Raw genomic sequence first — 23,867 nt, forward strand, 5'->3', positions numbered from 1 at the left:
ATCCACCACCGCACTACAGCTCAACGGCGAACGAGGGTTGCGTGTCGTCGAGGACTTTCACTTCGATGCGGTCCGGATGCCGCGACTCCGCATCCTGGGCTTCTTTGATGGCTGCTGCGAGAGCTTCCCGGCGGCTGGCGATGGTGCGGTCCTCGGAGCAGTTGAACCACATCGTGAACCGGCCGGGGCCCTTGAGCCGGGATTCGACGATGGTTGCGATCACCCGCGGATTCGGGTTGCCGTGGGCGCCGTCGCCGCAGAACACATAGTGGTCGGCGTGCACCTGGTCGGCGAACTTCGTGCTCAGGTTGTTCTCCGAGCCGTGATGCTGGACCTTGAGGATGTCACAGCGGAACGGCCCGCCGGCCAGGCGCCCAGCGGCCGCCAGGCCCTCGAGGAGCTCGTCTTCGGCGGCATCCCCGGTGAGCAGGCAGGTCTTGCCGTCTTCCTCCGCGAGCACGGTGATCGAGGCGCGGTTGGGTGGTGTCACTCGCGCCGCATTCGACTCTGCGATGATCTCCGCCGCGTTGCTGATGGAGCTGATGAGGGCCTCGGCCTCGCCCCTCGAGGTCGGCGGGCCGGCCGGCAGCAGACCATCGAGACCGAGCCCGGGTCCGCCGGCCGATCCTTGCCCGTCGCCGCGGGGCCCAGCCTGCCGTCCCGAACCGAGCAGGTCCTCGAGCCACTTGCGCCATTCCTTCCGCAGGTCGTCGAGGTGTTCTTCGGTCGGTCCCAGAACGGTGAGCGTGAGGCTCCCGAAGTGCCGGCGCTGGATGGGCTTGCGGAGCCGCACGAGTTTGTTCCTGAAGCCTTTGTTGCGGGGGACAGGCGTCTGGTCGTCGACCAGGCTCATGAGTTCGATGCCGTCGCTGATGCTCTCGGTGAGGTCGACGATGGACGTGAGCGCGATCCGTGCCGGGCCGGTACTCTCGGCGTCGCTGCGGGGAGCGAGTTCGATGGCCTCGGAGACCTGCGTGGCGATCGCACTGATCGGTCCGGCCAGGTCGCCGAGCTGCGCACGCCACGAGTTGTGCCACAGCCCGAGGATCTCCGGTGGACGCGGACGCTTCGGCTCCGGGAAGGTGGGGTTGTTTCCTTCCTTCACCTGGAAGTCGTGCACCTCCCAGGCCGCGACGTCCTGCAGCAACGGGATGATTCCCGAGATGTGGTCGGCATCGATGTGGCTGACGACGACCAGGTCGAGCGGTGCGCCGTTGTCGGCGAGATCCTGCAGGACCGGGCGCGTCTGTGACTCGAAACTGGCGGTTCGCCCGCCGTCCACCAAGATGTGGTGGCCGTCGGCCGACGTGAGCAGCAGACAGTCCCCGTCCTTGGCGAAGAACACCTCGAGCTTCATTTCGTGCTCCCACTCTCGGTTGCGGCGGTCGACCTGATCACCATGTCGGTGAACTTCGCGGTTGCCCGCACACAGGCGGCGGCGTCGATCAGGCCGAAGCCGGTGTCGTTGCGCCAGCCGAAGGTCTGGCCAGGAAGCGGTGCCGATGTCGACCGCAGGATTCCCTGGATCTGCGCTGACGTCAGATCGGGCTTGATCCCCAGCATCAGCGCGGCGACGCCGCAGACCTGCGGGCTGGCCATGCTGGTGCCGGTCATCTCGATCCACGGGACCTCGCTGTCGAAGCCCTTGGCGGCGATCACAGCGGTGCCGTTCGCGGCGATGTCTGGCTTGGGCCGGCCGTCCCGGGTCGGACCGCGGCTGGACGTGACATGGGCGGCGTTGCGATCGATGTCGACGTTCGCGACGGACAGGAGGCGCTCGGCGCAGGCCAGCGAGCCGATCATCCGGTCGTCGGTGTACGAGCCTGGTGCGAAGTACGACGGATAGCGCCACTGTTGCGCGGATCCGGGCACCCGCCGTGGGTCGTCCCGCTCGATCCAGGCGTCGAAGCTGCCGTCGCGCACGACCGCCCCGGTGAGGCGGACCCGCCACTCCCCGGAGGCGATCGGACCCAGTTGCGGGCTACCGCCTGGCTCCTGCGGCCCGAAGAACGGTGAGAGCAGCACCGAAATCCGGTTCAGCCCGTTGGCGGGGTGATAGGCCTCGTTGTAGACGCTCAGCACCGTGCCGTTGGCCAGCAGCGCATTCCGGGTCATCTGGCCGAGCTTGATCGGCTCCAGCCAGGGCTGACCGGGCGGCTTGACCTCGACGTCGAAGCGGTCCTGCGGGCCGTACCAGATTTCCAGCTCGTTCTCGGAGATGTCCTGTACGCCGTCTCCGCCGACGATCCAGCCGAGTTCGCGTCGCAGGTTGGTCGCGGGGATCTTGCCGCTGGCGTGGATCCGTCCCTTGACGTACCCACGGTCGGTGGGCGAGCCGGGCTCGACCTGGCCCGCGTTGCCGGCCGCGACGGACACACATCTGCCGCGCGTCGCCAGGGCATTGTCGATCCACCGGGCCATGGCGCTCGAGGTGTCGTGGGCGTGACCGTTGGTCCCGAGGCTGATGTTGATCGACAGCGGGAGAGGGGTGTTGCCGTCGCCGAGTTCGGCTGCCAGTTCGATCAGGTACTCGACAGCGTCGGCGATGCGCGTGGAGTCGTAGAAGCTCGACGCCGCAACAGTGTCCTCGGGGCGCAGCGCGAGAAGAACGCCCGCGATGAACGCGTTGCGAGCAACTCCGTCGTTCCCGGCGGCGATCGATGCCACATGGGTGCCGTGCGACCCGATGACCATCTGCGACTGGGGCTCGAGGCTGCTGGCGGCCATGTTCCGGCTGCGGGCGCCCTCGATGGCGGCGTTCATGTGCTCACCGCGAATCTCCGAGCCGTAGTCCAAACCGACGTACCGCCCCAGATTGCGGGTGGCTGGAGCGGGGCGAGAGGTGCCGGCCTGATCCCAGATGGCAACCCAGCGAGTCATGCTCTTGTCCAGGAAGTCCGGGTGGGCGAAGTCGAATCCACCGACGTCGATGATCCCGACCAGGACATCCTGACCGTCGTGGTGGCGAGCGCTCTCCGCCTTCACCCGCCGCACATCGCCCGGGCCGTTCGTGATGTTGTGGCCCACCACCGGCTCCGGACCGCGTAACGCCTGGCCCGGTTCGACGTAGGCGACGGCCGCATTGACCAGCAGGTCTCGCACGTCCTTCGCGGCGACCTCGACCACTCCGGTGTCGAGTTTCCAGCGCGACCTCTTGGCATAACGGTTGACCGCATCGATGGCATCGTCACGGACCTTCGGCGTCAGGTCCCGATCGAGCTTGACGAAGAGGCTGAAGACGACGTTCTCCGGTGGCGCCTCCGGCGGGGCCTTCGCCGCAAGGGCGATCACCTCCGCCGGCGACAGAGCGGTCGGGGCTCGCGGACTCGCGGCGTCGACCGGAGCCTCGCCCCCGACGTCGATGGTCTCGCGGAACTCACCGGGCGCGAGCGCCTCTCTGATGACGGGCGCGGTTCCCGTGCCGTCGACCGCAGGCTCTGCCAAGGCGACGGACGGGCATTGCTCCGCCCGCGCTTGGTTGACCTGGTCGGTCCCGCCCAAGAAGACATCGAGCTTCGGCGACAGCCGTGGATCGAGCGACCTGATTTTCGGCGCGGCCATAGCATCCCCCTGTTTCGTCCCCCAGCGCCGGCCGTCCGGTCACGAAACGCGTCGCGACAGAGCCACTGCGCTACACAACGATGATGGACCTCATCTCGTCGACAAAGTAGAGGCCAACGACCACTTGTGACCTCAGCGGCCGGATCAGGTGATTGAACCTTGAGCCCCGACATCGTTGATCGGGTGTGACGACGGTTACATCCTCAGTGAGGGAGGGAGCACATGGTGGCAAGACGAGCACGTTGGGTGGCTGCGGCCTTCGCGATCGGGCTGGCGGCCACGGCGACAGGCGGTGCCAACGGGACCACCACCACAGCTGACCGACGAAACGTGAGGGCGGGCCGAAACAGCCCGCCCTCAAGCGGAGTTGTTGCCCATCGTGCGGAGGACATCCCCGATGGACTGCACCGACCCGTGCCTGCGCCGGATGAGGTCGGCCACGATCCCGGTCCAGCCGGTCTGATGCGCGGCGCCCAGACCGGCGACGTTGTCGCCGTGGAAGTACTCGTGGAACATCAGGTTGTCCTTCCAGTTCGGGTCACTCTGCAGCCGGTCGACCACGCCGAAGCAGGGCCGCCGGCCGTCCGGACCGACGAGGAAGATCGACACCAGCCGGCCGAACAGGTCGTCGGCGATGGCGTCGAGAGCAAGCAGTTCGCCCGATCCGGTGGGGTACTCGACCTTCAGGTCATCGCCGAAGAAGCGGTGGTAGCGCAGCAGAGCGGTGGTCGCGAGGAAGTTCAGCGGGAACCACACAGGCCCGCGCCAGTTCGAGTTGCCGCCGAACATGTCCGTGGTCGACTCGGCCGGTTCGTAGTCGACCGTGGCGCGCATCCCTTCCACCTCGAGGGTGTACGGGTGGTCGCGGTGGATGGCGGACAGCGAGCGCAGTCCGTGCGGCGACAAGAACTCCTCGGGATCGAACAGTTTGCCGAACAGGCGCAGCACCTGCTCGACCCCGACGGCTCCCATCAGCAGTCGCTGCTGCCCGGTGTCGCCCCGCAGTACGCCGGCCTCCGCCAGACTCTCGCGGTCCCGCAATCCCTGGCGATCGAGGAACTCGGCGAACTGCTTGCCTGGGGCAACAGCTCGCTCGAGCAACTGGTCGTCGATGACGGCCACCGCGAGCATCGGGATGATGCCGACCATCGAGTGCACCTTCACCGGTACGACGCCGCCGGGGGTGGCGATCCGGTCGTAGAACAGGCCGTCGGCCTCGTCCCACATGCCCTGCTGGGCCATCGCGGAGCGGATCGCGGCGAAGTGCTCGAGGAACTTGTGTACCAGGTCGCGCGCGGGCCGGTGCCCGGTCCAGTTCAGGATCGCCGCGATCGTCGTCATCGCCAGCGCGTACGCCGCCATCCAGCCGGTGGCGTCGGCCTGTTCGAGCACCCCGCCGACCGGCAGGTGCGAACGGTCGAGCGGGCCGATGTTGTCCAGCCCGAGGAACCCGCCCTCGAACAGGTTCGACCCGTCGGCGTCCTCCCGGTTGACCCACCAGGTGAAGTTGACCAGCAACTTGTCGAAGATCCGGCTCAGGAAGTCGAGATCGCGGCCGCCGTCGATGGCGAACACCTCGAGCGCCGCGAACGCCTGGACCGGTGGGTTCACGTCGCTGAAGTCCCACTCGTACGCCGGAAGCGCGCCGTTCGGGTGCTGGAACCACTCGCGACACACCAGCAGCAGCTGGTTCTTGGCGAACTCGGGATCGACGTGGGCCAGCGCGATGCAGTGGAACGCGAGGTCCCAGGAGGCGAACCAGGGGTACTCCCACTTGTCCGGCATCGACATCACGTCGAAGGCGTTGAAGGTGCGCCATCGATGGTTGCGTGCGGTGTGCCTCGAAGCCGGCGGCACTGGCTGTCCCGGGTCGCCGTCCAGCCAGCGGGCAACGTCGTAGTAGTAGAGCTGCTTGCTCCACAGCATCCCGGCGAAGGCCTGTCGCATCACCATCGCCTCGTCGGGCGAGGCGGCCGCCGGGGTGAGGTCGGCGTAGAACTCGTCAGCCTCCGACCGGCGGGTCCTGACGACGTCCTCGTACTCCGATCCGAGCGCGGTCCCGGCGTCAGCGCCTGACCCTGCCGGACGCAGCCGTAACCGCAGCTCCGCGGTCGCACCCGGCGCGACCTCGACGCGGTACCAGGCCGCGCACTTGGTACCGCGCTGCGCCGGATCGACGGTCGGTGCACCGGTGACGACGTGGTCGTTGATGCCGTCCTTCGGGTACGGCGTTGACCCGGCAACGCCGTACAGGCGCTGGGTATTGGTCTCGTTGTCACAGAACACCAGAGTCGGCGCCGTCCCGTCCGGTCCCGGTGCCGTGAGTAGTTCCAGCTCGCCAAGGGATGGGTGCGAGACGTGCACGCTCGTCGCGCCGGTGGCGGCGAGCTCGGGTCGTTGTGCACCCGGGCTCCACGACCAGGTGTTGCGGAACCAGGCCGTCGGCAGGACGTGCAGTGTTTCCGGGTCCGGTCCGGCGTTCGTGACCTGGATCGACATCAACAGGTCGGCCGGGCTCGCCTTGGCGTAGTGCACCTCGACGATCCAGTACCGATCCTCGTCGAACGCCCCGGTGTCGAGGAGCTCGTACTCTGGATCGTGCTTGCCGCGCCTGCCGTTCTCGGCGCGCAGGTCCTCGTAGGGGAACGCGCGCTGCGGATAGTGGTAGCGCCAGCGGTTCCAGGCATGGCTCGGTACGGCGTCGAGGTACCACCAGTAGTCCTTGACGTCCTCGCCGTGGTTCGCCTCCGCGCCGGTCAGTCCGAACGGCCGCTCCTTGAGGATCGGGTCGCGCCCGTTCCACAACGCCAGCCCCAGGCACAGCTGCTGTTCGCTGTCGCTGAACCCGGCGAGTCCGTCCTCACCCCACCGGTACGCCCTGGAGCGGGCACTCTCGTGCGAGAGGTACCCCCACGCCTCGCCGTCGGCGCTGTAGTCCTCCCGCACCGTGCCCCACTGACGCTCACTCAGGTACGGACCCCACCGATACCAGTCGCGGCGGTCACCCGCCATCCGCTCGTGTTCGACTCCGGACGCGTGAGGCTCTGTTGTCACGTGGCCCTCCCAGCGGTGGCGCTCCCAGCCTGTGCCCATTGTTCGACAGCCGCGCCACCTCCCGCCTCGTCTGCGGCTGATGATGCAGAGCTGTTCTCGCTACGATCGGCAGGTGCGACAGAAGGTCGGCTACTGCGCGGCGCCGGATGCGGTGAAGCTGGCGTATGCCGTCCATGGTGGCGGTCCGCCGATCGTCCGGGTGGCGACCTGGATGACCCATCTGGAGTTCGACTGGGAGAGCCCGGTCTGGCGCCACTGGCTCGACGCTCTCGGGGACGGGCACACTCTGATCCGGTACGACGAGCGCGGCTGTGGGCTCTCGGATCGCGACGTCGACGACATCTCGTTCGACGCCTGGGTGGCTGACCTCGAAGCGGTGGTCGATGCGGCCGGCGTCGATCGGTTCGCGCTGCTCGGCGTCTCGGCCGGTGCGGCGGTCGCGGTCGCGTACGCGGCTCGTCATCCCGAGCGGCTCACGCATCTCGTTCTCTACGGGGGATACGCGCGTGGCCGGACCCTTCGCGGCGCGGGGGAGCGCCGGCTGCAGGAGGCGCTGGTCGCAGCGATCTCGGCCGGCTGGGCGAACCCCGATCCGACGTTCCGGCACCTCTTCAGCATGCTGTTCCTCCCAGCCGGCACGCCCGAGCAGATGGGATGGTACGACGACTTGCAGCGACACTCCACCTCGGCCGCGACCGCAGTACGTCTGTACGACGCGCGTGGCCGTCTCAACGTGGTGGACCTCGCGGCGCGGGTGCGGACGAGGACGCTGGTCGTCCACGCGGCGGAGGACCGAGTCGTGCCGGCGGACGAGGGCCGGCTGCTCGCCACCCTGCTCCCCGAAGCGCAGTTGGTCCTGCTGGAGTCGGCGAACCACATCCTGTTGTCGGACGAGCCCGCGTGGACGAGGTTCGTCGCCGAGTTGCGTGCCTTCCTCGGGACGGAACCGGTCAGTGCGAGTCCGGGAGCAGGAATCGAGGAGCTCAGTCCGCGGGAGCTGGACGTCCTCGCGCTCGTCGCGGCCGGACTGACGAACGAGGTGATTGCCGACAGGCTGAGCCTCAGTGTCCGCACTGTCGAGCGTCATCTGACGAACACATACGTCAAGCTGCGCGTCTCCGGCAAGGCAGGACGCGCGGCCGCGGCGGCCAGGTTCTCCGAGGCGCAGCGTCCCTGATCCCGGCTGCGTGTTGACCGCCAGCCCAACGCCGCGGCATTGCGTGCTGACTCCGATGCGAGCGACTCGCGCGGCTGCCTACCTTCACAGGTATCAGGACAAGCGCCCGGGTCCCGGGCCGGTCGAAGGAGGCGTTCGATGGAGCACATGGTCATTTCCGATCAAGCAACGGCGGTTCTCGCCGAGCCGACAGCGACGTACGACATCCGCGGTGGGGGAGGTGTCAGGCTGCACGCCCGCGAATGGGGAAACCGGCAAGGACGTGCTGTTGTCTTCATTCACGGCTGGTCGGCCAGCCACGTCTGCTGGGCGCGGCAGATGCAGGGCCGGCTCGCCGACGAGTTTCGTCTGGTGGCGTTCGACAACCGGGGCCACGGCATGTCCGAGAAGCCGTTGGGCGCAGACAGCTATCGCGAACCGCAGTTGTGGGCAGACGATCTCGCGGCGGTCATCGATCAGTTGGGCCTGGACCGGCCAGTGCTGGTCGCCTGGTCGTATGGCGGGTTCATCGTCTCCGACTACATCCGGGCGTACGGCGAGGACCGGATCGGGGCCGTCAACCTGGTCGGGGCTGCCGTGATGATGAAGCCACCCACCTTCGACAACATCGGCCCTGGATTCCTCGAGAACGCTCCGGACGCCAGCCTGCCCGACCTGGCCACGAACATCGCCGCCGTACGACGCTTTCTCGGCGTCAGCACCGCCGAGCCGCTCGAGCCGGACGACTGGAGCGCGGCCCTGGCCTGGAACATGGTCGTTCCGCCCGAGGTGAAGGGGGCGTTGATCTCGCGCCGGATCGACGGCGACGACGTACTGGCCGGGCTGTCGGTGCCCGTGCTCGTGACCCACGGACGGTCCGACACGATCGTGCTGCCCTCGATGGCCGAACACGTTCTCGACGTCTGCAGGACCGCCAGGCCGTCCTGGTACGAAGGCGTGGGCCACATGCCCTTCGTCGAGGACCAGGCCCGCTTCGATCGCGAGGTCGCCGAGCTCGCAGAGGACGTCGCCTGACTCAGGTCGTCGGGGCCGGTCCCGACGACTGGCGCGGGGTGAAGTCCCCTTGGATCCGGAGGGAGGCGGGCTGCTTGCCTGCCATCACCTCGCCCAGTAGATCCACCGCGGCCGCGCCGAGCCTCCCGATCGGCGCGCTCACGGTGCTGAGCTTCGGCGTCAGAACCCTGGCCAGCAGTACATCGTCGCAGCCGACGATGGAGCGATCGCGCGGCACAGAGAGTCCCCGCTCCGCAAGTCCCGCGACGACACCGCACGCGGTCAGGTCGTCGAAGGCGAAGGCCGCCGTCGCGGGGGAGTCGGCGAAGGCCGCGGCTCCCTCCCTGCCCCCCTCGTACGAGGCCTCGAAAGGTCCGAGCTCGATGAGCTCCACCTCGGCTGACGCGGCCCACTTCCTGATCGCGGAGGCACGCTGCCGGGCCGCCCAGGACGCCGACGGGCCGTGCAGCAGGGCGACCGTCTCGTGGTTCAGGTCGCGAAGATGGTCGCCGGCCTGCGCGAGTGCCGCCGAGTTGTCACAGATCACCGTGGTCGTGTGCATCATCTCCCGGTTCACCACGATCGCCGGGGTGGAGCCGAGTGCGTCGCGCAGCCGGGCCGGAGTACCGCGCGGCGACGCCACGATCACGCCGTCCACCTGTCCTGCCAACCGGCGGATGAGCGCGGCCTCCGCCGAGGTGCTCTCTTCCGCGTCCACCATGATGACCGAGGCGTCGTTGTCCGCCGCCGCCTGCTGGATCGCGCGGACCAGTGGCGGGAAGAACGGATTGGTGATGTCGGGGATGTACAGCCCGATGGCGCCCGTACGGCCGGTGGCCAGGCGACGTGCCGACCTGTTCGGCTGATAGCCCAGCTCATCGGCCTTGGCGAGGATCCGCGCCCGGACGTCGTCGCGCACCTGATCCGGACGGGTGAAGGCCCGGGACACCGTGGATCCCGACACCCCGAGGGCGTCGGCGATCGAGTAGATGGTGACCTTCGTCATGGGTCGGCTTCCTTCTGTTCTCGGGCACCGGCGCGATCGGCACTCGCCCCCGCGTGCACTCTATCGACATCGCGGCACGTCTTCCGCGGCTCGGGAAGGCGCGGTCAGGCACCCAGAGTCGCGCGCAGCCGGCTCGCGGCGTCCGCGTCCAGATAGAGGGTGCACCCCGGATGGGTGCGCAGGATGGTGCTCGGGCAGTGTTCGCCCAGTGGATCGAGCAGCGTGGCCCGCACAGCCTCGGCTTTGCCCTCCTTCGACACGACACAGAACAGCCGGGCCGCGTCGAGCAGCCGCGGAACGCTGAGGGTCAACGCGCGCGTGGGTACGTCGGCGAAGGAGTCGAAGCACTCGTCGTCGACCTGCTGTTGCCGGCAGATCTCGTCGAGCTCGACCACCTTCACCGCGTGCGGGTCGTCGAAGTCCGCGACCGGCGGATCGTTGAAGGCGATGTGGCCGTTGACGCCGATGCCCAGGCAGACGATGTCGATGGGTGCCTCCGCGAGCAGATCCGTATAGCGGCGGGCTTCGTCGGCCGCCCCGTGGGTCGGGTCGAGCACGTGTGCGGTGCCCAGTGGCACCCGATTCCACAGCGCTTTCTTGAGCCAATTGCCGAATCCGGCCGGATCGTCGGCGTCGAGGCCAATGTATTCGTCCATATGGAATGCCGTCACGGCGGACCAATCGATATCCGGCTCGGCCAGCAATGCATTGATGGTTTCTGCCTGGCTCGGTGCGGAGGCGAAGATCACCCGTGCTTGTCCCTGGCGGGAGATGACCCGGCGCAGCTCGGCCGCGATATCGGCCGCGGCCGCCCGTCCCGTCGCGACGGGATCGGAGAAGATGCGCACCCAAGGCTCGATCGTTGGCGTTGTCATGCTGCATAGCTTGGGCTGCAACCGCTTGCAGGTCAAGCCGCGCTGGCGTGCCTCCGAGCCTGTCCGTAGGTGTACTGGCGTCGAACGGCCGGGCGGTGCGGCCCGACCGAGCGGTCGTGGAGTCGTTGACCTGCAAGCGGTTGCATGCTCTAATGACCGAACGATCCAGAGAGGGCGGACGTCTCTCGGCCGGCGTGAGGAAATCCTTCACGACTCGGCGGGAGAGTGTCAGTCGTGCGGGTGCGGAGAATCGGTGACAAAGGATCTGCCGAAATGTCCGCGCGGCCATTCCATCGTATTGTCCATGCTTTGTTCGGTTGGCTTGATGGAGCGTTTTACTAAAACGTTCTACCAGGAGGTCGGCGATGAGCTCTGATCGAGTGACGATCCGGCAGATCGCCGAGATGAGCGAGGTCTCCGTGAGTACGGTGTCGAACGTTCTGAACGGCCGCACTCTGCGGATGTCGGCGGAAACGCTGGAACGGGTCCGCGGTGTCATCTCGACGCTCCGCTACCGCCCGAGCAGCATCGCCCGTGGGCTGGTCACCGGACGGACCGCGACCATCGGGCTGGTCGTTGCCGAGATCGAGACGGCGCTGTTCTTCAGCGCGGTCGGTGCCCTCGAGACGGCGGCCCGCGACGCGGGCTACAACCTGATCGTCTGCCACGCCCGCGGTTCCCGGGACGAGGCCGAGGTGGTCACGGTCCTGCGCACGAAGGGCGTGGACGGGATCATCTTCATCGCCAACTCGGAGGCGGTGGACAACACCCATCTGTCTGATCTCCCCGCCGCCGGGATCCTTGCCGTCGTCATCAACCGGCGGCGTCCCGGTCCGGAGTTCGGTCGGGTCAGCTGGGACGATCGGGCCGGCGTCAGCGGCGCGGTCGAGCATCTGCACGATCTGGGGCACCGGCGGATCGCCTTCCTGCGAGGTCCTCGATCCCGTGACAGCACGCGCGAGCGTGCCGCAGGCTACCGCCGGGGCCTCAAGAAGGCCGGCCTGCCGTACCAGGAGGACTATGTCCGCCACGCGGACTACACCGCCGATCCGTTGACCTGGGAGCGGGCCGCCGGCGAGCTTCTCGATCTCGATCCCGCGCCGACGGCCGTCATCGCCTCCGACGATTCGGTGGCGGCTGTCGTGATCCGTACCGCCCAGCGCCGGGGGCTGTCGGTTCCCCGTGATCTGGCCGTGGTCGGGATCGACGACCAGATGTTCGCAGCACTGCTCAATCCTCCGCTCACTACCATCCGGCTTCCGGTGAAGGAAGCCGCTGAGCGGGCCCTGAAAATGCTCGTCGACACCATCGCGGGGCAGTCGATGCGTGCGGTCCGGCTCGACACGGAACTCGTGGTCAGGGACTCCAGTTCGCCAGAACCTCCGCACCACCGTCAGTCAGCCGGATGCCTGCCGTCCGGCAAGGTCGCTGGACCGTCCAGTCCTGGAAGGAAAGAAACATGATTACGAGGCGCAACTTCTTAGCGGCCGCCGGCCTGGCTTCGCTCTCCGCCGCCGGGCTGACCGCCTGTTCCGGAGGTTCGGCCGGTGGTGACGCCAAGGGCGCGGCGAATCTCGAGGTCATCTGGTGGGGCGCCGATGACCGGGCGGCGATCACCAACTCGATCCTTGCCATGTATGGGAAGAAGTACCCCGGAAACACCGCGAAGGGGCAGTTCCTGCCGTTCGGTGACTACTTCAACAAGCTCAACACGCTGGCGGCGTCGAACAGCCTGCCCGACATCATTCAGCTGAACCTGCCGAACCTCGCCGCCTACGTGAAGAACGGCCTGCTGCTCGATCTCGGCGATGTCGATCTGGGTGACTACGCCAAGGCGTCGTTGGAGACCGGCAAGATCGACGGCAAGCTCTACGGCATCAACTTCGGGTACCAGTACCTGACCGTCATGTACAACACCGAGCTCGTGACGAAGAGCGGGCTGGCCGTTCCGAAGGATCCGGCTGACTGGAACGCATGGGGCGACTTCGGCGTCGAGCTGGCCAAGAAGCTCGGCAACGGCGTGTATGGCATGAGTGACAACAGCGCCGAGTCGAACACCTGGGCGTCGTGGCTGACCAGCCGCGGCAAGGGGTTGTTCTCGACCGACGGCAAGCTGGCACACGACGAGGGCGACGCCGTGGCCTGGTATCAGTACTGGAGCGGTCTGCGCGACCGCGGCGCCATCGCTCCCGGTGCGGAGAGCCAGACGTACGTGTCCAACGGCGGCGCGGCTGTCGATCCGCTCACCACCGGCAAGTCCGTGATCTCGATGAGCCCGATCGTGCAGTTCCAGGGCTATCAGAAGGTCAACAAGGTCCCGCTCGGCCTGGCGCCCTGTCCGACCGGCCCGTCCGGACGCGGCGAGGTCAATGCCTTCTTCGGCTGGGGCATCTCCTCGAAGACGAAGAATCCGCAGGCTGCCAAGGACTTCCTGAACCTCTGGTTCACCGACCCGGGGGCGTTCAAGGAACTCGGCCTGGACCGTGCCATCCCGGCCTCGAAGAAGCAGCTCGACACCGTGAGCCAGGGCGCCACCGGGGCGATCAAGACCATGCTCGGCTTCATGGACTCCTACACGATCTCCCCGGCCTCGCAGCCCGCCTCGCCGCCGAGCATCGGCAGCAAGGTCCAGGACAGCCTGACCCGGGCCGCCGAGGCGGTGCTGGCCAAGAAGCTGTCCCCGGAGCAGGCCGGCGCCCAGTACTTCAGCGAGATCAAGGCCGCCGCCGGTGAGTAGTTCGCTGGTCCGGAGCGCGGGCGAGCAGGTCGAGGTGCCGACCCCGGGCACCGCCGACCTGGCTCGCCCGCCGGAGGGCGCGGCGATGAACAAGAAAGGCAAGAGCGGCAAGGCAGGCTACTTGTTCCTGACCCCGTGGATCATCGGCTGCGTCTGCCTCACCCTCGGGCCGATCATCGCCTCGCTGTACTTCTCCTTCACCGACTACAGCCTGCTGGCCAGCCCGCACTGGGTCGGCTTGAAGAACTACAGCGACATGTTCCACGACAAGCGCTACTGGGCCTCGGTCATCGTCACGGTGAAGTACGTGTTCATCGGGGTGCCGATCAAGCTCGGGATCGCCTTGCTGATCGCGATCCTGCTCAAGGACGGTATGCGGCACATGTCGGTCTACCGGGCGATCTACTACGTGCCCTCGCTGCTCGGTGGCAGTGTGGCGATCGCGATCCTCTGGCGTCAGATCTTCGGTGATCCAGGCATCTTCCAGTCGTTCCTGGCCCTGTTCGGGATCGAGAGCCAGGGCTGGCTGACCAGCCCGGCCACCTCGCTCAACACCCTCATCGTCCTGGAAGCCTGGCAGTTCGGCTCACCCATGCTGATCTTCCTGGCGGGCCTGCGCCAGATGCCTCAGGACCTGTACGACTCGGCGGCCGTCGACGGCGCCGGGCCGCTACGGAAGTTCTGGAACGTCACGTTCCCGCTGCTGACCCCGATCCTCTTCTTCAACCTCGTGCTGCAGATGATCGGATCGTTCCAGGCCTTCACGCCTTCCTTCATCATCAGCAGCGGCACCGGCGGACCCGTCGACAGCACGCTGTTCTACACCCTCTACCTCTACATCCAGGGCTTCGGGAACCTCCAGATGGGATACGCCTCCGCGATGGCCTGGGTGCTCCTGGTCGTGGTCGGCGCCATCACCGGGCTGTTGTTCTTCACCGCGAAGTACTGGGTGTTCTACGGAGATTCGAGATGACGACGAGCAGCATCGACGTGGGGCAGGTCCGCACCCGGCCCCAGGTGAAGAACAGCAAGCCGCTGTGGCGCCGGATCGTCAAGCACGCGGTGCTGATCCTCGGAGCGGTCCTGATGATCTACCCCCTGCTGTGGATGTTCGGATCGTCGTTCAAGCCTGAGAGCCAGATCCTCGGTACCGCGAATCCCTTTCCCGGCAAGGGTGCGAACCTCAAGGGCTACATCTCGGGCTGGTCGGCGCTGGGCTTTCCCTTCTGGCGCTACTTCCTCAACTCGTTCGTCATCTGCGTGCTGTGCATCGTCGGGAACCTGCTGTCGTGCTCGCTGGCGGCGTTCGCGTTCGCCCGGCTCGAGTTCCGGTTCAAAGGGAAGATGTTCGCGATCATGATGGGTACGATCATCTTGCCGTTCCACGTACTGGTCGTACCGCAGTTCGTGCTCTTCCGCACGATGGGTATGGTCGACACGATCCTGCCGCTGGTGGTGCCGAAGTTCCTGGCCGTCGACGCGTTCTTCATCTTCTTGATGATCCAGTTCATGCGGAACGTGCCGCGCGAACTCGACGAGGCGGCGGCCCTGGACGGCTGCGGACCGCTCGGACTGTACTGGCGGATCATGATGCCGCTGTGTCTGCCGGCGCTCGCGACCACGGCGATCTTCACTTTCATCTTCACCTACAACGACTTCTTCAGTCAGTTGCTCTATCTGTCCGACACGTCGAAGTTCACCGTGCCGCTGGCGCTGAGATCGTTCATCGACAACACCGCGACCTCGAACTACGCGGGCCTGTTGGCGATGTCGACTCTCGCATTGCTGCCCGTCATCGGGTTCTTCCTCGTGTTCCAGAAACTGCTGGTCGAGGGCATCGCCACGACCGGCATCAAGTGAGGTGACATGTACTTCAAGGATTACCGGAAGGTCCTGGTGGTCTTCGCCCATCCCGACGACGCCGAGGGGCAGTTCGGCGGCACGATCGCCCGGCTGGTCCAGCAAGGCGCGGACGTCAACTACGTGTGCTGTACGGACGGCAGCCGGGGCGGCACCGACCCGGCGATGACCGATGCCGAGCTGACCGCGATCCGCGCGGCCGAGCAGCGGGCGGCCGCCGATCTGCTCGGCGTCAAGGAGGTGACGTACCTCGGCCTGAAGAACGGCACCCTGGAGGTCACCACTGACCTTCGCCGCGACATCGTCCGGGAGATCCGCAGGCACAAGCCCGAGCTGATCCTGACGCTCTCGCCGTTCCGCGTGCTCGACGCGCCCATCGGCCTCTCGCACGCCGATCACATGAACGCGGCGGAGGCCACGCTCGTCGCGGTGTACCCCGAGGCCGACAGCCCGCGGGCCTATCCCGAGTTACTGGACGAGGGGTTCGAGCCGCACAGCGTGCACGACGTCTGGATTCCGGCGGTGAACGGGGCTGATCGCATCATCGACGTCACAGACACGGTGGAGGTGAAGGCACGGGCCTGGCTCTGCCACAAGAGCCAGGCCGGCGCCAAGACGGGCAAACCGGCTTGGTCCTTCGAGCCCCGGATGGGCACGAGGATGCGGGCGGCCGGCGCCAAGATCGGCGTCGCCTTCGCCGAGAGCTTCCGCACCATCGAGATCACGACCTCCGAACCGGCTCCCAGCCCGCAGGCCTGAATCCCGCCGGGTCCATCCCCGGCCGACGCACTCTCGAGGAGACCGATGTATTTCAAGGATTACCGGCGCGTCCTCGCCGTCTTCGCCCATCCCGACGACGCCGAGTTCCAGTTCGGCGGCACCGTCGCCGCGCTGACCCGGCGCGGGGCAGAGGTGAACTACGTGTGCTGTACGGACGGCAGCCGCGGCGGCACGGATCCGTCGATGACCGATGCCGAGCTGACGGCGATCCGTGCGGCCGAGCAGCGGGCCGCGGCGGACGTGCTCGGCGTCAAGGAGGTCAGGTACCTGGGCCGGAAGAACGGCACGCTGGAAGTGACCGAAGACCTCCGCCACGACATCGTCCGTGAGATTCGGCGCTACAAGCCCCAGCTCATCCTCACGATGGCGCCGTTCCGCGTCCTGGACATGCCGATCTCGCTGTCCCATGCCGATCACATGGCGGCGGCCGAGGCGACGCTCATCGCGACGTACCCGGAAGCCAGCAGCCCGCGCGCCTATACGGACCTGCTCGACGAGGGGTTCGAGCCGCACCGGGTCAACGATGTCTGGATCCCGGCCAACGGCGACGCGGACCGGATCATCGATGTGACGGACGTCGTGGAGCTCAAGGCCCGCGCCATCAAGTGCCACACCAGCCAGCTCGGTGGCAAGACCGGCAAGCCCGCCTGGAGTTTCGACGACCGGCCCGGGCCGGCGCTGCGCGCGGCGGGTGCGAAGATCGGTGTCGCGTTCGCGGAGAGCTTCCGCAGCATCGAGATCCTGAAAACCGAACCAGCGAAAGGCCCTCAGGTATGAGTGACGACATTCTCGGCTTCGGCATCGTCGGCTGCGGCGTGATCAGCCGCTGGCACGCCAACGCGTTGAGCGAGATTCCCGAGGCGAAGCTGATCGGCGTCAACGACGTGATCGGTGAGCGCGCCGACGCTCTGGCCGCGGAGTTCGGCGTACAGAGCTTCGCGAGCCTCGACGACATGCTCGCCCGCGACGACATCCACGTCATCTGCGTCGCCACCCCGAGCGGCCTGCACGCCGAGATCGGGATCGCGGCCGCGCAGGCCGGCAAGCACGTGCTCGTGGAGAAGCCCATCGACGTCACGCTGGAGATGGCGGACAGGCTGATCACCGCCTGCGCCGACGCCGGCGTCCAGCTCAGCGTGATCTCCCAGCACCGCTTCGACGACGGGCTGCAGGAAGTGCGTGGCCTGATCGATTCCGGCCGGCTCGGCCGGCTCGTGGTCGGGACGGCGTCGACCAAGTGGTACCGCACCCAGGCCTACTACGACGGCGCCGACTGGCGAGGCACCTGGAAGCTCGACGGCGGCGGCAGCCTGATGAACCAGGGCGTCCACTACGTCGACCTGCTGCTGTGGCTGATGGGTCCGGTGAAGAGCCTGGTGGCCCAGGCCAACACCCTCGCGCACGACATCGAGGTCGAGGACGATGCGGCGGCACTGGTGCGATTCGCCAGCGGTGCCGTCGGCACGGTGCATGCGAGCACCACGATGTACCCGGGGCTTCCGGAGCGACTGGAGATCTGCGGTACGGAGGGCTCCGTGGCGATCGACGACGGGACCATCGTGATGAAGGAGCTCAAGGACGAGAAGGGCGAGACCGGTGCTTATGGCAACCGCAAGTCCTCGTCCTCCGAGGGGGTCTCGGCGACGACGGCCGCCTCCGATCCCACCGCCATCAAGCACGAGGGGCATCGCCGCCAGATGGTGGATCTGATCAGTGCCATCAAGTCGGGCACCCCGCTGCTGAGCTCAGGGCAGGACGGCCGCCGGGCGCTGGAGTTCATCGTGTCCGTGTACGAATCCTCCAAGACCGAAGCGCCGGTCGCGCTGAGCGGAGAATGAGATGTGGACACTGTCCGGCTTCGCCGATGAGATCTCACCCGAACTGTCGGTGCAGTGTGAGGTGCTCAACGGCTTGGGCATCGGCTACCTAGAGTTCCGTAGCGCCTGGAACACGAATGTGCTCGACCTGGACGACGAGCAACTGGCCGCCGTGGCCGCCCAGTTGCGCGACAGCGGCATCCAGACATCATCGATCGGCTCGCCGATCGGCAAGGTCTCGGTCGTCGACGATTTCGATGAGCATCTGCGCCGGTTCGACCGGGCTCTGCACGTCGCGGAGGTGCTCCAGGCGCCGTACCTCCGGATCTTCTCCTTCTACTATCCAGACGGCGACGAGCCGAAGCAGCACCGTGACGAGGTACTGCGACGGCTGTCGACGCTCGCCGAGCGGGCCGCGGGGCGGGAGGTGATCCTGCTGCACGAGAACGAGAAGAAGATCTACGGCGACCTGCCGGAACGCTGCCTCGACATCATCGAGTCCGTCGGCTCAGCGAACCTGAAGATCGCCTGGGATGCGGCGAACTTCGTCCAGTGCGGGATCTCGCCCTTCCCGGAAGCCTTCGAGCTGTTGCGGCCACATCTGGAGTACATGCAGATCAAGGACGCCCTGCTGGCCGACCAGCGCGTGGTCGTGGCGGGTGCCGGCGACGGCGGGGTCGTCGAGACGATCCGCGCCCTGAAGGCGGACGGCTTCGACGGCTTCTTCTCGATGGAACCCCACCTCAGCACCGCCGGCCCCGCCGGAGGCTTCAGCGGCATCGACCTCTTCCAGCAAGCCACAACCGCCTTCACCCACATCCTCGAACAGGAGAACATCGCTTACCGCTGACCCAGTTGGTGCCGGCCGCCGTTGAGGGTTGTTGTGAACGTGTCTTCGAAGCGTGCGCCGTCGGCGGTGTACCCGGCCAGTTGGGGTGTGCCGTCAGGCGAGTCGATCGTGCGGCCTGATGAGGCGCCGTCGAGGACTACGGAGACACGTCGCGGTTGGTATTGGACCAGGTCGTCGCGCGGTCCTAGGACGAGTGACGTGGCGGCGAGTGCGTCCCACCAGAACATGATGTCGAGCTCGATCAGCGGCGGGAGGTCCGGTTGCGTGAGGATCGTGTGGACAAGCCGGGCCTCCACCGTGCGGGCAGAGGCGCCGAGCCGGTCGACGTACGCCTGGGTGATCATCACATGGTTCGTGGCGTCCAGCGGAACGATCCGGACCCGGCCGGCAGGCATCGTCTTGAAGACGAAGTCGGCTGAGTTCGGATCGATCCAGAGGTTGACCTCCTGGGTGTTGTCGAACCCGCCGGTGGTCGAACCGAAGAGATTGCCTGGTACGTCGAACGCTCCGCCCATCATGTAGAGCGACGCGATCCTCTGCGCAACACCCCGGTGCTCGCGCAACGCCGCGGCCACGTTGCTGACCGGGCCGGTAGCCAGCACCGTGACGGGGTCGCGTGAGCTCAGGACCGACCTGGCGATGAGTTGTGCCGCGGTCAACGCGGACGGCTGGTCGGGTTGGTCGGCGTCGTCGAGCGCTCCGGTCAGGACGCGCTCGAACGTCTCCCTCGCCTCTGGCGGGGCCTGGTGCACACCGGTCGGCGAACCGTCGGCCACCGGAACGCGCGGAAGACCGCACTTGCGGAGAATTGTCCGGGCATGCGTCAACGACCGGCCCGCCGTACCGATGCCGTTGTTCACCACCGTGACGGCGCGCAGTTCGATCCGGCCTTGCTTGTGCGCCTGACACAGGAACGCCAGCGTCGACGCATCGTCGAAGTCCAAGTCACTGTCGTAGACAACCGGAACAGGCCGGTGCCCTGCCGTTTCCGTCACGGTGGCCGCCGTGGCCGGAGCTACTCCGACGGAGGCAACGCTCAGCGCCGCTCCGGCTGCCAGGGCGGCGACAGTCTTCCGGAACCGGGATCTCCCTGCGCGGGCACTGACCTGCGTGGCTCGCTTCATCGACAACTCCAAGGTCGAACCGATCGAAGCGACGAGTCTTCCCGACCTCGCTTTCAGACCGCTTTCATCCCGAACCGCGGCGACCACGAACGAGGTGGTCGGTGGCCGGCCGGAAATATCGCTTGCTGGTGGCGATGAACCCAGGCTACCGTGCCTAACGGAAGAGAGTCGATATCCCATTAGGGATGACAGACCTGCTGATGGAGGAGAGAAATGTCAGTGCTGCTTGCCCAGATCAGCGACCTGCACTTGGACGGCAGTGAGCGGGCGACCCGCCGTGCCGTCCGTGTCATGGACTACCTGCGGAATCTGCCGCGACCGGTGGACGGCCTGTTGGTCACCGGCGACATCGCCGATCACGGCGCCGAGGCCGAGTACGAGGAGGCCGCACAGATCCTGGCTGCCGAGTTCCCCGTGCTGATGTGTCCGGGGAACCACGACGCGCGCCCGGCGTACCGAAAAGCGCTGCTGGGGGAGGAGCCCGACGGTTCCCCTGTCAATCAGGTGCACCTGATCGCCGGGACGGCCGTGCTGATGTGCGACGCCACGATCCCCGGCCGCGACGAGGGGAGGCTCGCACCGGAGACTCTGGCCTGGGTCGACACCACCCTCGCCGAGCTTCCGCAGGACACTCGAGCGTTGATCTGCTTCCACCAGCCACCGGTCGAGCTGCACCATCCGCTCCCTGACGCCGGGATGCTCGAGAGTCCCGGCGAACTGGCCGCCGTACTTGCGAAGCATCCGCAGGTCGCCGCCGTCATCACCGGACACGCCCACACTGCGGCAGTCTCGACGTTCGCCGGGCGGCCGCTGATCGTCGGCCCGGCGATCACCTGGACGCTGCGCCTTCCGTGGGAGGGCGATCACGCCGCGGACCTCGAGCAGCCGCCCGGACTCGCCTTCCACATTCTCGACGACGACGGACGACTGACGACGCACTACCGGGTCGTGCTCTGATCCCCTCGCCCCGACCGTGGAGATGCCATGATCCACCGCTCTGCCGTCGCCGGATTCGCCGCGGCGGTCCTTCCGCTCATTGCTACCCCTGGTGCCAGCCTCACCCTGCTCATCCAGCACGTCAGCGACGGTGGGCGCCGGCGGGCATTCCCCGTCATTTCGGGCACGGTCAGCGGTCTGTACGTGCACGCCACCCTGGCGTTGGCGGGTCTGTCGGTTCTGGTGATGCAATCAAGCCGTGCCTTCACCGCGGTCAAGCTCGCCGGAGCCGCCTACCTCATCGGCCTCGGACTGTGGAACTGGTACACAACGACGTCGCGTGCCGGCGCCATGACCACCCGTCGGCGCCTGCCGAGGTCGACGGGATCCCTCTACAGGCAGGCATTGCTCGCCAACGTCCTGAATCCGAAGGCTGCATCGATCTACCTGACGCTGATTCCTCAGTTCACCGCGCCCAGTGAGTCCGTCGCTGGTCAGATCCTGGCCCTGGCTACCGCACACGCGCTGCTGATCGGGCTGTGGCTCGTGCTCTGGACCATCGTCATCCGCCGCGCTTCGCCTGGTTTGCGCGGCGCCCGGGCCAAGCTCATCACCAGCAGGATCACCTCGGTGGTCCTGGTGGGCCTCGGCCTCAGGACAGCAGCAGCGGCACGATGACCGGATCCGGTCGGCTCATCGAACACGCCACGCTCGCGGTCGACGAGCTGGGGTGCTCAGTGGCTGGTGACGACGAGTGTTGGAGGGTCGTGGACGGGGCCGGGAACGGCGTTTGTCTCGTACGGTTGCCGCAGTCCGGGCCGCCAGGCGAGTAGCCGGGTGCGGGAGCCCGCGTTGAGGGCGATCACCAACCAGTCTCCACGCCCGGCGAATGCCAGACCGGGTTGAGACTTGGCGGGCAGTTCGATGCCCGGCACGATGTCGAGCCGGCCGGTGCCGAGCTGCATGATCGCGATGTCCATGGACGGGAGCGGGTGGCGGGCGAACTGTGAGTCTGTCGGTGCCCGTTCGATCAGGAAGGCGATCCTCGTGCCGTCAGGGCTGACGACGCCGCAGCAGGCTGGGCGCGGCAGAGGGGATCCGATGGTTTCCCCGCCGGCGATCGCCCGGCGCCGGAGCATGCACGGTGATGTGTCGTCGTCACAGCCACTGGTCCACAGGACTTGGCCTGCGCCGGCCGCGAGCGGCGCCACGTGTTGTTCGAGCTTTGCCAGCAACCGACCGGTCCGTGCGTCGACGAGCGCGAGCCACGTCGGTGAGATCCCCGGATCGGGCTGCATCTGGCCGACGATCGTGTCGCCCACGATTGCGGATGCGTAGAAGCCGTGCGGGAGCCGCACCCGCTGCCCGCCGGCGACCGGAGTGATCGTCGCATACGGGTTGTCGATGTCACTGGCGAAGGAAGCGATCCACACCCGATTGCCATCGGTCAGCGGTGACTCGGTCGGACCGAGTGGGCGGATGACATTCACCTGGTGATCGACGCTGATGCGCAACATCGCGTAGGGAGCCGTCTCGTCGCACGCCCCGGTGGTCGCGTACGCCGTGATCGGATCGCTTGCCAGCACTGCGGCGTACTCGCCCGGGCGGACGACTGCGTCAGGCAAGGTCGTCGCTTCGCCGCTGTCGAACCCGACGAGTCGGAGTCGATCTCCACCGAGCAGTACCTCGATCCCGGTGTGCTCCGCGGGTGGCGCACTCGACACGATCGGCAGCAGGGTGTCCGCTCCGCAGGCGCCGGGTGCCGTCGGCCAAGCGCGCGCCGTCCGCCCGTCTGGGACCGTGCTGATCAGGTCGGACGGAGTGGGACTCGGCACGGCCTGGTGCGAACGATCCGTCGAGGCGTGGAGGACGATCAGGGTCAGCACCACCAGGGCCAGAATCCATCCGGCCCTCCGGCGCCCACGTCCCGAAGCCTTCCCGACTTCGAGGACCTCGTCCTGATCCGGCTCCACACCACCATGAAACATCGCCCGAGCCCGGAGCCGTGACTGTTTGCCGACCTGCTTATCTCGCCGGGACGGGCGGGAGGAACGCGGAGACGGCCGGCGTGGCGCCGTCCGTGCCCCAAACGAGTCTCGCGGCGTACATGACGCGTCTCTTGTTCGGGTCGGTCACCACGCCGTCGTACTGGCATGGCTGGTCATCTGCCGTGCACACCCAACCGTGGAGGTAGATCAGGTCCGGGCCGCCACCACCGGTCACGACGTCGGCTCCGCCGGGGCCGCACAGGCCGGTGCTGGCTTGATCCAGCAGCACATGCTCTTCCTTGTCGGCGAACGACCATGGGTCGGTCGACCGCCGCCACACGGTCGAGTAGCGGCACTGGTCGAACCAGTTCGCCGATGCCAGCAGGACGTACTGGTCGCCGCGCTTGACCATCGCCGGGTTCTCGATGCTGTCCGCGTGCCGCACCAGTTCGTGGCTGAGCTCGCCACGGCTGTGCAGGCCGTCCGCCGACAGCGGGAACATGCGGATGGTGCCGGGCGTCTTCTGCGTCTTGTACAGCAGGTAGCGCCGGCCATCGGAATCCTGGAAAGGATTCGGGTCGATCACTCCGGCGGTCGCATCGGGCCGGCCCGCGACCGGGTCCTCGCCGCCCAGGATCGGACAGATCAGGGGAGTGCCGGTCGGTGTGTAGGGGCCGCCGGGATCGTCGGCCAGTGCTGTCCCGATGCACCGTTGTCCGGCGAAGCCCTTCGCCTGCGCCGCGTAGTACAGCACCCAGCCGGCCGAGGTCTGCCAGGCATCCGGAGCCCAGACCGCGCCCGCGCCGCTGGCCCAGTCCCCCCAACCGCTCAGTGCGTTCGGCTGGGCTGTCCACGGGCCACCCGGTGTGTTGGATCGCGCGACCTCGGCCAGAGGACCGCCGGTCATGAAGGCGTAGTAGTCGCTACCGACCCGCAACAGACCTGGGTCAGCCGCACTCGGCCCGTAGACCGGCGCGGGCACCGGCCGTCGGGCTGCAGCAGCACCGGACCCGATGGTCGACAGCAAGACAACCGCGCAAGCGGCCAACGCAACGACCATCCGCGTACCCGTTCGACCACTCACGCCACGCCTCCTCAGACCCGCCCGC

The 23,867-nt window shown here is 67.3% G+C and carries 20 protein-coding genes; 12 read left to right on the plus strand and 8 right to left on the minus strand.

Annotation, left to right across the window (positions count from 1 at the left end):
• Window positions 1-13 precede the first annotated feature (13 nt).
• The 3 genes from E0H75_RS20855 to E0H75_RS20865 all read right to left on the minus strand — a co-directional run bounded on the left by E0H75_RS20855 (window position 14) and on the right by E0H75_RS20865 (window position 6,615).
• Window positions 14-1,357 (minus strand): MBL fold metallo-hydrolase, encoded by a 1,344-nt coding sequence (locus E0H75_RS20855; RefSeq protein WP_131515244.1) that lies wholly within the window; start codon window positions 1,355-1,357, stop codon window positions 14-16.
• Window positions 1,354-3,561, minus strand: coding sequence for a S8 family serine peptidase (locus E0H75_RS20860; protein ID WP_131515246.1), 2,208 nt, complete (start codon window positions 3,559-3,561; stop codon window positions 1,354-1,356). The genes E0H75_RS20855 and E0H75_RS20860 overlap by 4 nt, the downstream gene beginning before the upstream one ends.
• A 357-nt stretch (window positions 3,562-3,918) precedes the next feature.
• The gene (locus E0H75_RS20865) at window positions 3,919-6,615 is read right to left on the minus strand and encodes an MGH1-like glycoside hydrolase domain-containing protein (protein ID WP_202873077.1); all 2,697 of its coding nucleotides are present in this window, start codon (window positions 6,613-6,615) and stop codon (window positions 3,919-3,921) included.
• Between the two features lie 112 nt (window positions 6,616-6,727).
• Between E0H75_RS20865 and E0H75_RS20870 the strand changes: the two genes are divergently transcribed.
• Both E0H75_RS20870 and E0H75_RS20875 read left to right on the plus strand, forming a co-directional pair.
• Window positions 6,728-7,792, plus strand: coding sequence for an alpha/beta fold hydrolase (locus E0H75_RS20870; RefSeq protein ID WP_202873078.1), 1,065 nt, complete (start codon window positions 6,728-6,730; stop codon window positions 7,790-7,792).
• Between the two features lie 138 nt (window positions 7,793-7,930).
• Window positions 7,931-8,806 (plus strand): alpha/beta fold hydrolase, encoded by an 876-nt coding sequence (locus E0H75_RS20875; protein ID WP_131515248.1) that lies wholly within the window; start codon window positions 7,931-7,933, stop codon window positions 8,804-8,806.
• Window position 8,807: 1 nt separating this feature from the next.
• On the opposite strand, the gene E0H75_RS20880 is transcribed toward E0H75_RS20875, so the two are convergent.
• Window positions 8,808-9,791, minus strand: coding sequence for a LacI family DNA-binding transcriptional regulator (locus E0H75_RS20880; RefSeq protein ID WP_131515249.1), 984 nt, complete (start codon window positions 9,789-9,791; stop codon window positions 8,808-8,810).
• 104 nt (window positions 9,792-9,895) lie between these two features.
• Window positions 9,896-10,639, minus strand: coding sequence for a glucosamine-6-phosphate deaminase (locus E0H75_RS20885; protein WP_238163160.1), 744 nt, complete (start codon window positions 10,637-10,639; stop codon window positions 9,896-9,898).
• A gap of 392 nt (window positions 10,640-11,031) precedes the next feature.
• On the opposite strand from E0H75_RS20885, the gene E0H75_RS20890 reads away from it, so the two are divergent.
• From E0H75_RS20890 to E0H75_RS20925, 8 genes are read left to right on the plus strand one after another with little or no spacing between them, the layout of a single operon-like run.
• Entirely contained in the window at window positions 11,032-12,129 is a 1,098-nt protein-coding gene (locus E0H75_RS20890; RefSeq protein ID WP_131515251.1) for a LacI family DNA-binding transcriptional regulator, read from the plus strand.
• Window positions 12,126-13,403, plus strand: coding sequence for an ABC transporter substrate-binding protein (locus tag E0H75_RS20895; RefSeq protein ID WP_165553894.1), 1,278 nt, complete (start codon window positions 12,126-12,128; stop codon window positions 13,401-13,403). The genes E0H75_RS20890 and E0H75_RS20895 overlap by 4 nt, the downstream gene beginning before the upstream one ends.
• Window positions 13,396-14,376: a carbohydrate ABC transporter permease gene (locus E0H75_RS20900; protein WP_238163161.1), complete on the plus strand. Its 981-nt coding sequence runs from the start codon at window positions 13,396-13,398 to the stop codon at window positions 14,374-14,376. The genes E0H75_RS20895 and E0H75_RS20900 overlap by 8 nt, the downstream gene beginning before the upstream one ends.
• The gene (locus E0H75_RS20905; RefSeq protein ID WP_131515255.1) at window positions 14,373-15,263 is read left to right on the plus strand and encodes a carbohydrate ABC transporter permease; all 891 of its coding nucleotides are present in this window, start codon (window positions 14,373-14,375) and stop codon (window positions 15,261-15,263) included. The genes E0H75_RS20900 and E0H75_RS20905 overlap by 4 nt, the downstream gene beginning before the upstream one ends.
• A gap of 6 nt (window positions 15,264-15,269) precedes the next feature.
• Entirely contained in the window at window positions 15,270-16,022 is a 753-nt protein-coding gene (locus E0H75_RS20910; RefSeq protein ID WP_131515257.1) for a PIG-L deacetylase family protein, read from the plus strand.
• A 45-nt stretch (window positions 16,023-16,067) separates the two neighbouring features.
• Window positions 16,068-16,820: a PIG-L deacetylase family protein gene (locus E0H75_RS20915; protein ID WP_131515258.1), complete on the plus strand. Its 753-nt coding sequence runs from the start codon at window positions 16,068-16,070 to the stop codon at window positions 16,818-16,820.
• Window positions 16,817-17,881 carry a Gfo/Idh/MocA family protein gene (locus E0H75_RS20920; protein ID WP_131515260.1) on the plus strand — a complete coding sequence of 355 codons (1,065 nt, stop codon included), beginning with the start codon at window positions 16,817-16,819 and terminating at the stop codon, window positions 17,879-17,881. The genes E0H75_RS20915 and E0H75_RS20920 overlap by 4 nt, the downstream gene beginning before the upstream one ends.
• A 1-nt stretch (window position 17,882) precedes the next feature.
• Window positions 17,883-18,710, plus strand: coding sequence for a sugar phosphate isomerase/epimerase family protein (locus tag E0H75_RS20925; RefSeq protein WP_131515263.1), 828 nt, complete (start codon window positions 17,883-17,885; stop codon window positions 18,708-18,710).
• Here E0H75_RS20925 and E0H75_RS20930 read toward each other — a convergent pair.
• Window positions 18,701-20,014: a nucleoside hydrolase gene (locus E0H75_RS20930; RefSeq protein ID WP_337589512.1), complete on the minus strand. Its 1,314-nt coding sequence runs from the start codon at window positions 20,012-20,014 to the stop codon at window positions 18,701-18,703. The two genes, E0H75_RS20925 and E0H75_RS20930, sit on opposite strands and share 10 nt — an antisense overlap.
• A 33-nt stretch (window positions 20,015-20,047) precedes the next feature.
• On the opposite strand from E0H75_RS20930, the gene E0H75_RS20935 reads away from it, so the two are divergent.
• On the plus strand, window positions 20,048-20,791 hold the full coding sequence (locus E0H75_RS20935) for a metallophosphoesterase (RefSeq protein WP_131515265.1): 744 nt from the start codon (window positions 20,048-20,050) through the stop codon (window positions 20,789-20,791).
• Between the two features lie 27 nt (window positions 20,792-20,818).
• Window positions 20,819-21,448 carry a LysE family translocator gene (locus E0H75_RS20940; protein WP_131515266.1) on the plus strand — a complete coding sequence of 210 codons (630 nt, stop codon included), beginning with the start codon at window positions 20,819-20,821 and terminating at the stop codon, window positions 21,446-21,448.
• Window positions 21,449-21,504: 56 nt separating this feature from the next.
• Here E0H75_RS20940 and E0H75_RS20945 read toward each other — a convergent pair whose 3' ends face one another.
• Together E0H75_RS20945 and E0H75_RS20950 are read right to left on the minus strand one after the other, a co-directional pair.
• The gene (locus tag E0H75_RS20945; RefSeq protein ID WP_131515267.1) at window positions 21,505-22,743 is read right to left on the minus strand and encodes a hypothetical protein; all 1,239 of its coding nucleotides are present in this window, start codon (window positions 22,741-22,743) and stop codon (window positions 21,505-21,507) included.
• Window positions 22,744-22,795: 52 nt separating this feature from the next.
• Window positions 22,796-23,842, minus strand: a complete 1,047-nt coding sequence (locus E0H75_RS20950) for a glycoside hydrolase family 43 protein (RefSeq protein ID WP_131515269.1) — start codon at window positions 23,840-23,842, stop codon at window positions 22,796-22,798.
• Between the last annotated feature and the right edge of the window lie 25 nt (window positions 23,843-23,867).

Source organism: Kribbella capetownensis, assembly GCF_004331485.1.
GTDB lineage: Bacteria > Actinomycetota > Actinomycetes > Propionibacteriales > Kribbellaceae > Kribbella > Kribbella capetownensis.